Consider the following 17,043-nt stretch of genomic DNA (forward strand, 5'->3'; position numbering starts at 1 on the left):
TTTTACCAATTGGGATGATTAGTACTCTTTAAATTTAAAGACTGCAAATGTATCTGCGAAAATCAGCACAATCAGTGGGAGAATAAAGTCCCGCGGATAACGCGGATAAGCGCAGAAGGCAGAGAGAGGCAAAGATCCTACCTTGTCATTTCGAGATTTTAAAATTTGGTATTTACAGATCGTAAAATGACAAAAGGGTTCACGCAGCGGGCGCAGCGAAGCCGCAGCGATCGCCGCGAGAAATAGCTATTTGTCATTGGTAATGTAGTGAGACATCTTAGGTATTTGGTTCACGCGAAACTTGTCCCAAGCATCGGGAGATGCCAAACTTGTCCCGATCAACTCGAGAGGATCGCAAAGAAAATTTAGGAAGACTCTTAAGGTAATTTTTTTTGATAATTGGGCTGATTTCTGCTCTTTGGCATTCAATACTGTAAAGAAAACAGCCGTGACTTTTTAAATTTTAAAACCTTACTGTCCAAAAATAAAAAAGGCCCTACTTCATTTGGAAAAAGACCATCCAAAAGTTGTCTGAACAATATAATCCAGGCTATTGGCACCACTCACAGGTTGTCTGTCATAATTAACAGTAGTCCCAGCTTTCAAATAAAAATCCAAAGGCAGGTCATACTTGATATCAAATCTGTAATCTACCCTAATCCTGTTCCTTTCTGTCAAACTCGGATAAGCAAAAACAGTGGATTGTAAACTGATTTTCTGAATATTAAATATATTGAGCTCTGTGCCTAACCAGGTCTCCACACTTCTTCTTCTAGAAACCTCACTGTCAAAGTTCTCTACATTGTACGAAAGTCCACCCAAAGCTGTCCACTGCATGCGGTTGGAGTTCAACAGGTATTTCCCTAAACCTATTTTATTGTTAACCCTGATGTCAATCAATTGCTCGGTATTGTATAGGTAATCAATTCGGGCGATACCAAGCCAATCCTTTTCCAGGTCATATAAAGAAGTGAGGTTACCATCCCCCCTTCTGATGGTTTCTGCCCCTGACTGTGAGGTATAGAGTTTATTGTACGAACCATCAAAAGACCACTTTTTTGAAGTATATCCAAATCTACTCCTGAGGGTGAACTGTCTTTGGTTTCTACTTCTAGTCAAAGTAAAACCCATATCTATTGCGGCATTGAATCGGGACAAAAAGCCACTTTCCAGTGGCTTTATGGTCACTATATCTTCAATAGCATAGCGGTATTGTTGATCTTCTGCGACTAGAACTAAGAGCTCTCCCTTGTTAGGACTACTGATTCTCCCGAAATCTCGAATTCCTGTTTTGGTAGTCAACAAAAAGGATTTTTCTGAATACACCTCAGCTACCTCAAGCCACTTTATTTTAAAATTTTCCTTGCTAAAAGAGGTTTTCATGGTCAAGACACCCTTTTCCAAGGATTTAATTTCTCCTACTAAGTAATTATTGTTTTGAAAAACAATGGAATCTGAAAGGGTATTGGCATAGGACCTGAAACCAAAAACCAGAAAAACTGCCAAAAATACCAAAAAGGATTTCATGTATGTATAAATTATTTCATTTGCCATTACCTGTCCTTGGCATCAGGAAAATCTAACATCGTTTCCCTGCATCAATCTGGCATTTCGGTATGCGACGCACTGCTCAAACTCCCCATCTCCGGACAAGCTCTATTAGCTTGTATTTTTGCCATACATCTATCTGGACTTAATTCCAAGATAGAAATTATTCTCCTACAACAAATTGACCCTGCTTAAAAACGTTGAAGCTAAGTGAGATAGTAAAAACATTGGCGCGGAAATCTTGATAAGGCCTTGAAATGACACCAGTATTAGGATCTGCAACCGTAAAATCCCTATTGAAAAATTCGGTCAGATAGTATTTCAACTTGATGTCAGTGCCACCGGGTAAGGATATTCCTGCAAATAAAGAACTTTGCCAATTATTCACTCTATCACTGAACCAAACATTGAAACGGTCTACTCTCCTTTCGTCAATAAAGGTACGTTCTCTGTAATTGACTGCCCATTCTAATTCATAACCTGCAAAGAAAAACTGATTATTTAAGTCTCCAAATTTCACTCCTAAGGGAACGCCTATATTATAGGTCCTCACTTTTTTTCTGATGGAAGGAGACTCATCAAAAATAAAACCCACATTTCTCACATTGACTCCCGTAAACCATCCAAAATTTTGGCTTTTGTCAAAGTTAAGCACATTCTGAACGTTGAAAACTGGAGCCCACCTTAAAACATTATTGTAACCTTCAACTGTACCTGCAGAGAAAATCCACTCTCCTCCTGAACTCCAATATGATTTTGGAAAAACTCCAACCTCTTTTTGTGCATACAATAAAATGGGAGTTTGAAGAATAAAAACGAATAAAAGTAAAGCCTTTTTCATCTGTTTATTGTTTAATTGTTAAAGTTCAGAGCCTGACAAATACCAAAGGCAAAATAGACTGACTCCCATTACGCTACAAAAATAGAGATATGGTAGTGTTGCTTTTGGACGATTACCACACTCTAGATTTTACGGATTTTTTCAAATATACGATATGTATCTTTTTTTATAAGTTTTATGCTAATTATGGTATAAACCCATCTCTTTATTTTTGGTTTGATTTTTTTGAAAATTCATTTGAAAATACTGAAATAGAATCTTAGCTCCGAATTAATTATTGTTATGTGCCTATCGTTTGAGCAAGAAATGAGTAAATTTTAGAGGAGTATGAAGTTCATTATAACCCCATGGCTTTTATTGTGATTATTTCATGCCTTGCGTGTCTGTTCTGAATGTTATTAAACCATAAAATTTTAGTGCCGTAAAATCAGTATACTCCAAATAAAATATGAAAAAATCAATTTTGATTTCTCTTTGTTTCTTTTTTACCTTAATTCAATTTGGTTATGGGCAAAGCCCAATTGAACAACTTATAGATGCTATCGAATCTTACCACAAAAGCTATCCCATTGAAAAAGTCTATCTCCACACAGATAAGCCACATTATTTTTTAAATGATACTATATGGTTTAAGGCCTATGGAATTATGGATAAGGAAGGGACTGATACAAAACCTACACCCTCTGTGCCTCTTTATGTGGAATTGATTCAACCAGGATCAGAACCACTGATTAGCAGAAAAGTGATCCGTTTGGATGAGGGGATGGGAGATGGTGACATAGTGCTTCCGAGAGACTTAAATTCCGGAATATACACACTGAGAGCTTATACAGAATGGATGAGAAATTTTGGAGAGGAGGTTTTTTTCCAAAAAAATATTTGGGTAGGTGATATTGCTGATATCCCAAAAAATGAATCGGAAAGCCAAAAATTCAATCTTCAATTTTTTCCAGAAAGTGGATATCTGGTTGCAGGTATGGAAAGTAGGGTTGCATTCAAAGCTACGGATGAATACGGAAATGGAGTTGATGTGGAAGGTTACATTCTTAACAGTAAGCAGGATACTTTATTGGCTTTTCACTCAGAACACCTGGGAATGGGCCTTTTTCAATTTAAGGCCGAGCATGGAGAAACCTATGAAATGAGGGCCAAAGTTTCCGGTCAAACATGGGAGAATTTTGGGTTTCCAAATGTCCGTCAGGAGGGAATTTCCTTTCAAATGGATCCAAATTACAGCAGTGATGAGGTGGAAGTCAAGATCCAACACAATCTGAAAATAAAACCTTCATCCCTAAACCTCTTGGGTATGTCCAAAGGAAAGGTTGTCATGCACAGAAAAATCGAGACTGACCAGAAGATGATGCGTTTTACCTTCAAAAAAGATGATTTTGACTCGGGAATACACACGTTTACCTTGATGGATGAGGAGACCAGGCTTTTGGCTGAGAGGATAATTTACCTGAAGCCTTTTGTTGATACTGAAGCCAGTTTTAGGATGGAAAAGGATAGCTACAAGCCTAAAGATAGGGTACGCATGGATATTGAGATCCTGGATAAATCAGGTCAACCCGTCTCAGGGGATTTTTCTGTGAGCGTAACAGATGCATATCAGGTAAGCCATCAGGAGAATGGAGCTAATATTTTAACCTATCTTGAGTTGGCTTCCGAGGTAAAAGGAAATATAGAGCAGCCTTATTTTTATTTCAATATAGAAAATCCAAATGCAGAAAGGTACTTGAATACCTTGTTGATGACCCAGGGATGGAGGCGCTTTTCTTGGGACAATCTATCCAAAATGGAAAGTGATCCCAGATACAATTTGGAGTATGGGTTGACCATTGAAGGCAGGGTGATGCAATTGAATGAAAAACCAGTGGATGAACCATACAAACTGGCGATGCTGGTCAAGCATTTTTATGGAAGCCCCATCATCTATGAAGGTGAAACGGATGAGCGGGGTAATTTCATGTTTGTAGGGATGGATTATCAGGATTCTGTCGGTGTGTTTTTGCAGGCTTACCTGGAAAAGGAAAGAAGGGGCAAAAAAATAGAACTCAAAAGGAATGAGGTGGTCCTGCATCAGAAAGAAATTCCAGAAATTAATGTGAAGAGTGGAATTGCCTTGCCTCAAAGGGATTATTTCAAGGATTATGAAGAATATCTGGTCACAGTAAAGGAATCTAGGAACTTATACCAACAGATGATTCTCAACCGTGAAGTTGAACTTGGAGGTGTAACTGTACGAGGAAGAAGAAGTGACAGGGTTCGGGACATGCGCACCACCCAATACAACAATAATCCGGATTTGTATATAGAGGTGTCAGAAGAATTTTACATGTTTCAGAATGTCTATCAGCTGATCAGAGGACGCTTGCCGGGTGTGGTGGTTCAGGGAGATGTCTTCAACTTGACAGAGCCTCCTGCCATTGTGATCAGAGGGGCTCAGGGAGTCAGAGGAGCTCAAGGTGCTGAGATATTTATTGATGGTGCTCCATCTAATCCGGGTTTAGCAGCAGTATTGCCCATTACAGAAATAGAGCGGGTGGATATTATCAGAAATCAGGCTAAAGCATCTGCTTTTGGAGCTTTTGGTGCAAGAGGCATAGTGAATATACTGACCATATCCGGGAATCCTGAAAGGGACAGTGAGCGGGAAGAAGTCCTTGGAAATGCAACTTTAGTCACTCAGGGATATTCCCCTGTAAGGGAGTTTTATATTCCACCTACAAGTCCGGGTTTGAATGCTCCTGCTGCCATGGATGTAAGGTCCACGATTTATTGGCAACCTCATGTAAAAACAGATGTAAGAGGAAAAGTATTTCTTGATTTCCCCTTGACTGAACTAAGTCCAGAAGTAAAAGTAACTGTAGAAGGGCTTTCCAATTCAGGAAAAGGTATACATGCAAGTTTCGGTTTTAGTGTGGAAGAGCCATAGTTTTAACATTTTCAACTTTATTGAACATTATAAAAACTAAAATTTACTATTTTCATGAACTAAAGAATTTTTGTTCCGTAATGATAGTGTAACCCAAACAAAATATGAAGAAAGCCACATTTTCCCTATTTTCATTTGTGTTTATTTTTTTTGCTAAATCTTTTGCGCAAAGCCCTGCTTCAAACCTACAATCCTCACTTGAAGATTACCAAAGGCAAGTACCCTTTGAGAAAGTCTATCTCCACACGGACAAACCCCATTACCTGCTGAACGATACCATTTGGATCAAGGCATATGGCACCATGGAAACCGGTGAATTGATTCCCAACCCCACTGCTTCGGCACCATTGTACATCAACCTCTACAAGAACATCCAAAAAGAACCCATTATGGAGGAAGTTATGAAATTGGAAAAGGGTTGGGGTGTAGGCGACATCATACTTCCAAGGGATCTAAGCCCTGGTAATTATCAGCTTGTGGCCTATACTGCATATAGTGAGGAAAAGGGTTGGGATTATCTTTTTACCAAAGATATATGGATAGGGGATATTCGTGATGCTTTTGTACCCAGAATTGGACTGGAAGGAAATATGGAAGTGAATTTCTTTCCTGAAGGTGGGGATTTGGTGGAAGGACTCAAATCCACTATGGGTATAAAAGCCGTTGGGGATAAAGGCTTAGGTGTACCATTCCACGGTTATTTGGTGGATGATACCCGGGACACCGTAGCAAGATTTGAATCCAATATGATGGGTATGGGACGGGTAAAATTCACTTCTGAAAAAGGTAGAACATATCAGGCTTTTGTCAAAACTGCCGATACGGAATGGAAAGCATTTCCCATTCCCCCTGCAAAAGAAAACGGCGCAGTGCTTTCGGTATTGTTGGAGGAAGAAAGAGACGTGTTTGAAATCAATATAAGCGAAAAAGATACAGAGAGCCAGCGTTTTTGGCTTTTGGGGATTGCAGAAGGAAAACTCATTTATGATACAGAAATTAGCTTAGAGAAAGGGGAAGCAAGCCTAATGCTGGAAAAAGATGATTTTCCAACAGGAATTATACAGTTTTCCCTTTTCGATGAAAATCTACGGCCAGTGGCTGAAAGACTGGTTTTTTTCCACCCTTTTGCCCAGGCAGAGGTAGATTTTAACTTTCAAAAAGAATCCTTCAGACCAAAAGAAACCGTTGAGTTGGACATGCTGATAAAAGATGAATTTGGAGTGCCCATCAAGGGAGATTTTTCTATTTCAGTGACGGATGCAGGTCAGGTAATGAATCCTGAATTTGGGGAGAATATTTTTACCCATTACAGATTGAGTTCCGAAATCAAAGGAGCGATAGAAAACCCATACTACTATTTTGATTCAAAAAATGAGGATGCATATATGGCTTTGGATAATTTGATGCTTACCCAAGGCTGGAGGAGGTTTTCTTGGAAAGAGGTAATGGAAAAAGAGGACATGCCAGAAGCCAGATTTGAAACAGGTTTGAGTATTTCCGGCAATGTTAAAGTAATAGGAGGAAATCCGGTGAAGGAACCCAGGGAAATCACCATGATGATTTATTCTCTTTATTTTATGCCTGAAGTGCTGCAGGGAACTACGGATGAAAAAGGCTCTTTCAAATTTGAAAACCTTGATTTCTATGATTCGGTAGCAGTCTTTACGCAGGCATACACGGAAAAAATCCGTAAGGCCGCAGAACCAAAAATCGTCAAAGCCAATGAAATCAGTCTGGAGAATAAAGTGAAAAAGCCCAGGCCTGAAAAACTGATCACGGCAGTAAAAGAATTGGACAAGGATAAGTTAGATGAGACCTATTTGGTCACGGCCGGTGAAGCTCAAAGGATGATGGAGCAATTTATTCTTGGTCAGGAAGTAGAATTGGGAGAGGTAGTGATAGAAGCAAAGAGCCACATGAAAAAACCTGACCAAAGGGCGATGCTCTACGGAGATAATCCTGAAAAAAGCATCACAGTAACAGAAGAACACTTTGTTTATGCAAATTTCTACCATTTGATCAGAGGAAGGTTTGCAGGGGTAAATGTTGTAGGAGATGTATTTGATTATTCCAATCCACCTTCAGTACAGGTTAGAGGTGGAACAGTCACGGGCAATGCGAGTGGAAGGGAACAAATGGGAGGAGCACAAATCTGGATTGATGGCCACCCCGTTGATGATGCAATGGCAATGACCCTCCAAATGGTGGATATTGAAAGGGTGGACGTGATGGTTTCTCTTGCAAGAACGGCAATGTTGGGAGGGCCTGTAGTTAATGTACTGACAAGAACGGGAAGCCCCAACCCTAGACTGGATGAAGATCCAAGACTTGGTATGGGAAATGAATTGATCTTCACAAAAGGATATTTGCCTTATAGAGAGTTTTATGTTCCCAGCAATGAAATAGTGCCTGAGGAAGTATATTTCACTGATTATAGATCTACAATCTATTGGAACCCACTGTTAAAAAGTGACCTGGATGGTAAAATTTCCCTCAGCTTTCCCTTGACTGAGGGAAGAACAGAAGTTGATATTATAATTGAAGGGCTAAGTGAAAGCAAGGAACCAGTATTTGGGAAATATACCATTCAGGTAGATTGAGGAAATATTGCTTAAGAGCAAATCAATTACCTGAGTGAATTAATTGATGTGATACCATGGGAATCTTGAATAGGCTTTTACAGAAAGGCGATGAGATTATTACGGCGTCATTCTGAGAATTTAACATTGGAAAAAATGCTCAGAAAAGATAATGACATATGTTTAGGCGTCATCCTGATCCCGAGAATCGGGAGAAGGATCTCCTACCTTTAAACTGGGAGATTCTTCACTCGTTCCTCACTCAGAATGACGCATAGTCTAATGTCAATGCTAATAGAAAATAAAATCATATAAAACCATTTTAAATGCGAAAAATAAAACCCTTATACTTTTTCTTCTTTCTAGCCTTTTTGGGGTTTTCGCAAAAGGCATTTTCCCAATTTGTAATTCAGGGGAAAGTAATTGATGCGGAAACGCTTCAGCCAGTGGAATATGCTACAGTATTTATCAATAACTCCACCTTTGGTGATATTTCGGATAGCAATGGTCAGTTTTCCATTGATATTCCTTCCGGTAAACATGAGTTGATCATCAGCTTTATGGGCTACCAGACTTTTAAGTATGATTTCAGTACCCAAAACCTGATGAAAAGCTACGAATTCAGGATTTTGCCGGAACCCATTGATTTGGAAGAAGCGGAGGTTGCAATGAAAAGAGACCGCACATGGTATAGAAACCTTGATGTATTCAAAGAGGAGTTTTTAGGGAATAGTATCAACGGTGAAAGGTGTAAAATTCTCAATCCTGAAGTCTTGATTTTGGATGCAGAAACCGAAAAAGGAAAACTCAGGGCCCGGGCAAGGGAAACACTTTTGATTGAAAACCCTAATTTGGGATATACCATCCAATATGTGCTGGAAGGTTTTGAGTTGGACTTGGAAAGTAGGATTTCTCGATATGCAGGTTATCCGTTTTTTATAGAAGAAGATGCTCCAAGAAGAAGACAAAGGAGTTTGCAAAAAAACAGAGAGAGGGCTTTCAAAGGCAGTGTTGCACATTTTATCAGGTCATTGTATCATGAAGAACTGGAGGAAGAGGGGTATGAACTGTATGCCATAGAGCGTGTCACAAATCCGGAATGGGCAAGTGAAGAAATGGCCGAACTGGCTCAGGAAGAGTTGAGAAAAAGTCTCAATCCTCTGGTAAGGGACAGTCTGAAAAATGTAATTCGACGTAAGGAATTACCTGGGGAAATTGAAATGGTTACAGAAAAAAGACTTTTTGAAAAAGACCTGATAGATGTTTCCAGAAATGAATTGACTTTCCTGACCTATGACAAGCCTGTTTACATTGTCTTCACAGAAGAAGTTGAAGAAGTCGCATTCGCAAAAAAAGAGATAGACAAGAATGCCCAAATGGTCAGGGCTGGAGTAGTTGTAGAAACCAACACCTCAAACAGTGCCCAAAGATCCACTATCAATATGTTGGGAAATGCTGTACAGATTTTTGAGAATGGAAGTTACTTCCATCCTTTCGACCTTTTGATAGAAGGATATATGGCATGGGAAAAAATAGGGGACTTGATGCCCTTTGATTATGAATTGAATGATTAAAACAATATGTAAACTCGCAATTAGACCAGTAACCAATTTAGAGTGGGTATTAATTCAACCCGATATTAATAGATATTGGATTCCGAAGTCTCGGAACAAGTTATTCATTGATATTGGCTTGAAATCGTTGATTTATTCTATGGTTAGGATTCTACTGGAAAGAAAGCGGACAATCACATAAAACAAATATGATATGATTCGATCCTTGTTTTTAATGACCTTTCTTTTAGCATCTTTGTCACTTGTGGCCCAGGATTTTTCCAAAGAACTGCAGGATAAAATAGCTGGATATGTACAGTCAAACCCATATGAAAAGGTTTACCTGCATACCGATAAGTCTCATTATTTTTCCAATGACACCATTTGGGTGAAGGCCTATGGGCTTGTGGAAAACGGCGCTGAATTACCACAGGCGACACCAACTGTCCCTTTATATGTGAACCTGTACAGCAACCTGACCCGCGAACCAGTAGAGCAAATGATCATCAGGCTCGATGAAGGAATGGGCTTTGGGGATATGGTACTGCCAAGGGACATCAATCCTGGCAACTATAGCCTGATTGCTTATTCCAAAAGAAGTGAAGAGATGGGTGAACATTATCTTTTTGCCAAAGACATCTGGATTGGCGACATCAAGGACGCCTTTATTCCGAGGACGGAACTAGAAGGGACCTTAAATGTTAGTTTCTTTCCTGAAGGTGGAGACCTGGTCGAAGGACTTGAAAGTAAAGTCGGTTTCAAAGCTACTGGTGACAAAGGCCTTGGAGAAGAATTTTACGGGTTTTTGATCCAAAACCAAAAAGATACCTTGCTGCGCTTTGAATCCAATCAAATGGGTATGGGTTCTTTTGCATTTATTCCGGAAAAGGGTAGCCAATACATAGCGTATGTCAAATCCCTCAACAGCAAATGGAAAACTGCTTCGCTGCCAAAGGCAAAATCAAAAGGCAGTATTCTAAGGGTGGATGTGTTAAGTGATGAGGACTTGGGCTTTATTGAAATTGAAAGCAATGACTCCATGAATCAGGAAATGCTTTTGGTCGCACTTTCGGCTGGTAAGTCGATCTGGCGGGAAAATGTCACACTGGAAAACGGCTCTGCAAAAGTTACTTTTGAGAAAGATGATTTTCCTCCGGGTATCACCCAGATTACCATGATGGAAGCGGGAAGTTTTCCAATAGCGGAACGCCTCGTATACATGCATCCCTATGCACAGGCGCAGACAGAATTCAGTCTCGACAAAGCCTCTTACAAACCAAAAGAATGGGTTGAGATGGATATATTGGTCATGGATGAGTTTGGTGCTCCCCTTGCTGGTAACTTCTCTATTGCCGTCACGGATGCCGGGCAGGTTGTATCAGAACCTCATGCTGCAAACATACTTTCACATTATAGATTGAGCGCTGAATTGAAAGGTTTGGTCGAAAACCCATATTATTACTTTGATCTGGAAAATGCAGAAGCAGAAAAGCATTTGGATGAACTGCTCCTTACTCAGGGCTGGAGGAGGTTCAGCTGGGAAAAACTGGCAGATAAAAACAGCAAAACTTTTGATTTTGAAAAAGGCTTGAAAATCAGTGGACAGGTGAAGCAACTTGGAGGAAATCCCATCAAGGAGCCACATCAGGTGACGCTGATGGTCAATAGCTATTATGATTTGCCACAGGTTTTGGAGGGAGAAACAGATGAAGAAGGGCGGTTTTTGTTTTCGGATTTGGATTTTACTGATTCCGTTTCTGTATTTACGCAGGCCTATTTGCAGAAAGAAGGTAAAGCCAATGCGCCCAAAAAGAACAATGATATGCAATTGGATTACCTTGATGTGAAACTTCGACCTGACAAATTGATTACTGGAATTCCGGTAGGTCAGATTGAAGATCTTGATTTTGAATACGTGGTCAAGGTCGGTGAAGCAAGAAATATGATGGAAGAGTTTATTCTTGGGCAGGAAGTATTGCTTCAGGAAATTACGGTGGAAGCAAGCAACCTCAGCAAGCCAAATGATTATAGGACCCTCCTATATGGAGATAGACCGGATGCCAGCCTTCCTGTCAAGCGGGAAGATTTTGTGTATGCTAATGCCATTCAATTTTTAAGAGGAAGGGTACCAGGGGTTCAAGTAATTGGAGATGTTTTTGATTTTCAAAACCCTCCTAGGGTGATTATAAGAGGTGGGATGATTACCGGTAATGCCAGCGGAAGGCCTCAAAATGCAGGTAACCCAATTTTGATAGATGGTCAACCTTCCGATGTCCTGATGGCCATGAGTCTAAATATGATAGACATAGAAAGGGTTGACGTGATCAAATCCCAAGGGAAAGCTGCATTGATGAGTGGTGTGCCCTATATCAATATCCTGACCAAAACAGGCAATCCACCAAGTGAACTGGAAGATGATCCGAGATTGGGTCAAGGAAACGATTTGCTGTTTACAAAAGGCTATGTAGCCAAGAGGGAGTTTTATGTGCCTTCAGGACAGGCTGAAGAAGGTAGTCCCTTTGCCTTGGACTTTAGATCTACCCTGTATTGGAATCCCAGCCTCAGCGCGAATGAGGACGGTAGAATCCGGATTTCTTTTCCACTCAACGAAGGGAATAGTTCTTTTGATGTGAGCTTTGAAGGATTGTCTGATGCGAATGAGCCTGTTTATGGGAACTTCTCATTTTCTGAGGAGAGTCGGAGATAGTTTGGGTTTATGGGTACTGGGGTTCTGGGGTTCACGCGTAATTTGTCCTGAGCATAGGGAGACGCAGAGAATTACAGAAGGTAAAGAGAATCAAAGACTTCACCTTGTCATGTCGAACGTAGTGAGACATCTTAAGTGTTGGGTTCACGCGGAGGAGGCTAAGACGCCAAGGATCGCAAAGAAATTTTAGGAGATGTCTAAAGCTTAAATTTTACCAATTGGGCTGATTCCTACTCTTTGGCTTTCAAGACCGCAAAGGTAACCGAAGAAGGTAAAGAGAGGAAAAAAGTTTCACCTTGTCATTTCGAACGTAGTGAGAAATCTTAGGTATTTGGTTCACGCCAAGACGCTAAGAAGCAAAGAGATTTTAGAAAATGTCTATGACTTAATTATTTGCAAATTGGGCTGATTCCTACTCTTTGGCTTTATAGACCGCAAATGTATCTGCGATAATCAGCGGCATTCCGATACTCGGAACAGGTTCAGCGGGACAATTTAATCCTGCGTAGTGTGCAGAGCCTGTCCAGAGCATCCGGATTGCGCAGAAGGTAAAGAGAGTCAAGAGCCTCGCCTTGTCATTTCGAACGTAGTGAGAAATCTTAGGTGTTGGGTTCACGCCAAGACGCTAAGACGCAAAGAGATTTTAGAAAATGTCTATGAATTAATTATTTACAAATTGGGTTGATTCCTGCTCTTTGGCTTCCAAGACCGCAAAGATATCTGCGATAATCAGCGAGATCAGCGGGCCAAATTAATCCCGCGGAACTTGTTCTGAACATCGGCATAGAAGATCCTGCAAACCCACTTTCGAAAATTAAGAAAAGCAAAGGCTCAAAGAACTTTGTGTCTTCGTGCCTTCATGGCCAAATACATAACCGGAAAAAGACAAAGATTTCAAAACTAATGTTTTTTGTATCCGTGAATATTATTGTGTACATTTTTTTTCAGCCCTCCGGCTGTTAACTAAGTATTTGTTATATTAAATCAAAATTAAGTGCCTATGAAAGCGATAGCCTACATTCTGACCTTACTTTTTTTCTCCCATCAACTGGCTGCACAAGTGCCGGAAATGGCCATGGAGGCTGAAATAGCGAAAGAAGACACCAATATCCCTTTCGAGAAAATATACCTTCAAACAGATAAATTACATTATTTTCCCAATGATACCGTCTGGTTTAAAGCCTACGCCAAAACAGTACCTGTAAAAACAAACCCTATTTTTGAACACTCTGAAGCCGTTTATGTCTTTCTGAGTAAAGCAGGCGATACAGAAATTCTCCAAAAATCCATCGTGCGGATGGAAGAAGGCAGCGGTACTGCCAACCTGGTTTTATCAGACTTGGAGACTGGGGAGTATCTGCTGAGTGCCTACACAGATTTGATGCGCCTATGGGCTGAAGATTATATTTTCCAAAAACCCATTACCATTCAGGAACCTGGCAAACTGGTTGCCAAAAAAGACAGAGAAGAAAAAATCAGTGTTTCCTTTCATCCCGAATCTGGATTGCTTATTCCGAATGTAGTAAACAAAGCAGTGGTCTTGGCCAGGAACGGTTCTGGATTTCCTGCTGCTGCATTTCAGGGATATCTGATGAACAGCAAGTCGGATACCCTTCGTCCTATACAAATTGACAGCAAGGGAATGGCTTTGGTGGAATTTATTCCGGAGGAAAATGACAGCTATCATATTCTTGGCAGGGGAACAGACGGGAACTGGGAAAAACATGAGCTCCCCGATTTTTTTCAAGATGGGGTGTTAATTCAGACGGATTTCCACTCAGATCCTGACAAACTATTCATTTCCCTGATTAAATCCCCACAGATCAAAGACCGTAAATTTCAAATGATCGCTTTATCCGGCGGAATTCCGGTGTATGAGCTGATTTTTGATATGGATGAAGCCCAGCAGTCTATGGTTCTGCATAAGGAGAATTTCATGCCGGGGACTTTCAACATTTCAGTTTTAGACGAATCGGGCAAAATTCTCGGGGAGAGAAATGTATTCCTCCACCCCGGAGCATTGTCCCTTATAGGCTTTAAAAATCAGAAGGAAAATTTCCAGCCCAGGGAACGGGTCCGCATAGGACTTGAGGTAATGGATGAATTTGATGATGGACTTGAATCAGAATTATCGGTATCTGTCATAGACCTGAATCAGGTCAACCCTTTTGAGCTGCCCAATATCAACAGTCATTTTTCTCTTCATGCTCATCTTGAAGGAGGATCGGAGGCCTTTTTTCCAGCTTTTGACAAAGAAGATCCCGAACTGTCCCAAAAACTGGACATGCTGATGATGGCATTTCCCCTGAGAAATTCACTGGAAAAAACACTTGCTATGAAAGCATCCGGGGATGCAATCAAAATACCGACAGGGTTTTCGCAAAAACTCCAAGTGTTGGATGGGGAGAGAAAGCTGTTGAAGGAAAGCCAAACGTTGGAAGTCTTGGTCTATCCCATGCAGGGTCCTCCCGAGATTTTTGAGGTAGAGACTGACTCAAATGGCATATTCACCCTCGATGGCATGTTTTTTCAGGATCATGCCAGCGTTGTGTTTCAACAGATTGTAAAAAACAAAAAAGGGGATATAGTGAAAAAATACCCCATCAAACCTGATTATATCAGTCTTATCGAAACCGCATTACGTCCTGCTCTAGCCAAAAAAGAATTTGAACTACAGCCTGAACATAGTAGTCAAGGACTAAATGATGTTATGCTTTACAGAAAAATCAGGGAAGCGGATTTCGCCTCAAGGGAGGTTTTGTTAGATACGATTGATGTGGAAAATAGGCGGGAGACGTTCGACATTTCTGATAAGTCAAATTTATATGGAGGAAATCCAGACATTTCCCTGGAAATCCCAGATCGGGGATATGACCACATGAATGTGTTCTTGTACATGAGGGGAAGAGTTCCGGGCATGTTTATGCTCGGTGACCCTAATGATTTTGGAAATCCGCCAAAAGTATTTTTTAGAATGGGGGTTCACAATTTCAGTTTTGGCCCTGGGCTACAAAATGCCTCAGGAGCTTTGTTTTTATTGGATGGAATAGTCATTGACAAGGTATTGATTGCCTCTATACCTATGTCGGATGTCCAAAGGCTGGAAATCCTCAATAATGTAGCTAGTACAATTGCATATGGGGCTAGAGGCGTATCCGGTGTCGTCAATATCATAACCAAAAGGTCCTATGCAAGTTTTAATCCTCCTAAACCGGAGAAAGCTTTCAAAATCCCAGGCTTTTCCCAAGCATACCGTTTCAATGAAATCGCAGAAGGCCAGAGGGTCAAAGATCCTTTTAAAAATAACCTAAAATCCACCGTGTTTTGGAATCCTTATGTGGAAACAGATTTTGAAGGTAAGGGTGAAATTGAATTTACGCTTTCTGATGCAGAGTCAGAATTTTTGATCGTGGTAGAAGGAATAAGTAAAGAAGGTGAACCCGTTTACGGAACTTACAAAATCAACAGTCAGGAATGAGAAAATCCTTTATATTAATTTTACTTTTTAGTATAATTTGGCGCGCTGAAGCGCAACATTTGGTCAAAGGTCAGGTAAAGGATGCCCAAAGCAAAGAACCTCTGGAATATGCTACAGTATTTATCAGCAACTCAACTTTTGGGGCTATTACTGACAATCGGGGACAGTTTGAAATTGAAATTCCAAAGGGACAGTTTGAGTTAGTGGTGAACTTTATGGGTTACGGAAGCAAAACACTGGCAGTGGATACCGAAAACCTGAAGTCGGAATACTTATTTGAACTGCAACCTATTCCCATAGATTTGAAAGAAAGAATGGTGGAGGCAAAAAGGGATAAAGATTGGTATAAAAATCTGAAGATTTTTGAACGGTTTTTCCTTGGGGAAAGTATAAATGCCAAAAAGACCAAAATCCTGAACCCGGAGGTTTTGATTTTGGATGATCAATCCAAACCTGGAAGCTTGATAGCCATAGCAAAAGCTCCTTTGGAAATAGAAAATCCGAATCTAGGCTACAAACTTACTTTTGTACTGACGGATTTTGAATGTGTCGTAAAAGAAAAAACCTGGTCTTATTTCGGTTATCCTTATTTTGAAGAAATGGACCTACCCCTTCGCCGAATGAAAAAGGTTGAGAAAAATAGGAATAGGGCATTCAATGGAAGCCTGACACATTTGATAAGGGCCATGTACAAAGGAGACTTGGAGGAAAGTGGTTTTGAGCTTTATCCGGTAGTGCACAAGCGTTTACCCAATAACACTTACCAAGAGGTATTGGGAGAGGAAGCTCTGACCTTGGAACAAGTGCTTTTTTCGACAGAAGGAGCTGGTAAGTTTTATACTTTTAGAAAACCTGTATTTGTTCTTTATCTGAATGAATCTGAAGAGTCTTCATACAAACTTCAATTTCAACCAGCAAGTGCCCTTTCTTACACACAAGGAGCAAGTCAAAGGAAAATATTCCATCAGACTTCAAAGCTCATTTTACGAGGCCGTCAAATCAGAATTTTTGAAAACGGAGGTTATTTCAATCCTAAATTCCTCTATGTGGAAGGCTATATGGCTTGGGAAAGGGTTGCTGACATGATGCCAATTGATTACTAAGATTTCATTGCATGCGGCGGGTAAGTTCACGCGAAGATGCAAAGACGCCAAGTATCGCAAAGAAAATTTAGGAAGTGTCTAAAACTTAAATTTTACCAATTGGGCTGATTAGTACTCTTTGGCTTTCAAGACCGCAAAGGTAGCTGTGGAAGTTAAGGAGAGTCAAAGACTTCACCTTGTCATGTCGAACGTAGTGAGACATCTTAGGTATTTGGTTCACGCGGAGACGCAAAGACGCAAAGGAATTTTAGAAAATGTCTATGACTTAATTATTTGCAAATTGGGCTGATTCCTACTCT

The 17,043-nt window shown here is 40.4% G+C and carries 8 protein-coding genes; 6 read left to right on the top strand and 2 right to left on the bottom strand.

The window, feature by feature from the left end; translation table 11 throughout:
- Window positions 1-501: 501 nt before the first annotated feature.
- Window positions 502-1,527: a DUF481 domain-containing protein gene (locus EA341_RS01120; RefSeq protein WP_293010837.1), complete on the bottom strand. Its 1,026-nt coding sequence runs from the start codon at window positions 1,525-1,527 to the stop codon at window positions 502-504.
- A 184-nt stretch (window positions 1,528-1,711) separates the two neighbouring features.
- A complete protein-coding gene (locus tag EA341_RS01125; protein WP_293010838.1) occupies window positions 1,712-2,389 on the bottom strand; it encodes a hypothetical protein in 678 nt (225 codons plus the stop codon).
- Window positions 2,390-2,837: 448 nt separating this feature from the next.
- Between EA341_RS01125 and EA341_RS01130 the strand changes: the two genes are divergently transcribed.
- From EA341_RS01130 to EA341_RS01155, 6 genes are all read left to right on the top strand, one after another.
- Window positions 2,838-5,324: a TonB-dependent receptor plug domain-containing protein gene (locus tag EA341_RS01130; RefSeq protein ID WP_293010839.1), complete on the top strand. Its 2,487-nt coding sequence runs from the start codon at window positions 2,838-2,840 to the stop codon at window positions 5,322-5,324.
- A 104-nt stretch (window positions 5,325-5,428) separates the two neighbouring features.
- Window positions 5,429-7,924 (top strand): Plug domain-containing protein, encoded by a 2,496-nt coding sequence (locus tag EA341_RS01135; protein WP_293010840.1) that lies wholly within the window; start codon window positions 5,429-5,431, stop codon window positions 7,922-7,924.
- Window positions 7,925-8,229: 305 nt separating this feature from the next.
- Window positions 8,230-9,477 (top strand): carboxypeptidase-like regulatory domain-containing protein, encoded by a 1,248-nt coding sequence (locus EA341_RS01140; protein ID WP_293010841.1) that lies wholly within the window; start codon window positions 8,230-8,232, stop codon window positions 9,475-9,477.
- A 193-nt stretch (window positions 9,478-9,670) separates the two neighbouring features.
- Window positions 9,671-12,163 (top strand): Plug domain-containing protein, encoded by a 2,493-nt coding sequence (locus EA341_RS01145; RefSeq protein WP_293010842.1) that lies wholly within the window; start codon window positions 9,671-9,673, stop codon window positions 12,161-12,163.
- A 1,000-nt stretch (window positions 12,164-13,163) separates the two neighbouring features.
- Entirely contained in the window at window positions 13,164-15,641 is a 2,478-nt protein-coding gene (locus EA341_RS01150) for a hypothetical protein (protein WP_293010843.1), read from the top strand.
- Window positions 15,638-16,744 carry a carboxypeptidase-like regulatory domain-containing protein gene (locus EA341_RS01155; protein ID WP_293010844.1) on the top strand — a complete coding sequence of 369 codons (1,107 nt, stop codon included), beginning with the start codon at window positions 15,638-15,640 and terminating at the stop codon, window positions 16,742-16,744. Before EA341_RS01150 ends, EA341_RS01155 begins: the two co-directional genes overlap by 4 nt.
- The last annotated feature ends 299 nt before the right edge of the window (window positions 16,745-17,043 follow it).

The organism is Mongoliibacter sp. (assembly GCF_007692705.1).
GTDB lineage: Bacteria > Bacteroidota > Bacteroidia > Cytophagales > Cyclobacteriaceae > Mongoliibacter.

What these genes read in the sequence shown, in the direction of transcription:
- EA341_RS01135 (WP_293010840.1), top strand. Translation starts at nt 5,429, where the DNA reads ATGAAGAAAGCCACATTTTCCCTATTTTCATTTGTGTTTATTTTTTTT.
- EA341_RS01120 (WP_293010837.1), bottom strand. Translation starts at nt 1,527, where the DNA reads ATGAAATCCTTTTTGGTATTTTTGGCAGTTTTTCTGGTTTTTGGTTTC.
- EA341_RS01150 (WP_293010843.1), top strand. Translation starts at nt 13,164, where the DNA reads ATGAAAGCGATAGCCTACATTCTGACCTTACTTTTTTTCTCCCATCAA.
- EA341_RS01125 (WP_293010838.1), bottom strand. Translation starts at nt 2,389, where the DNA reads ATGAAAAAGGCTTTACTTTTATTCGTTTTTATTCTTCAAACTCCCATT.
- EA341_RS01140 (WP_293010841.1), top strand. Translation starts at nt 8,230, where the DNA reads ATGCGAAAAATAAAACCCTTATACTTTTTCTTCTTTCTAGCCTTTTTG.
- EA341_RS01130 (WP_293010839.1), top strand. Translation starts at nt 2,838, where the DNA reads ATGAAAAAATCAATTTTGATTTCTCTTTGTTTCTTTTTTACCTTAATT.
- EA341_RS01155 (WP_293010844.1), top strand. Translation starts at nt 15,638, where the DNA reads ATGAGAAAATCCTTTATATTAATTTTACTTTTTAGTATAATTTGGCGC.
- EA341_RS01145 (WP_293010842.1), top strand. Translation starts at nt 9,671, where the DNA reads ATGATTCGATCCTTGTTTTTAATGACCTTTCTTTTAGCATCTTTGTCA.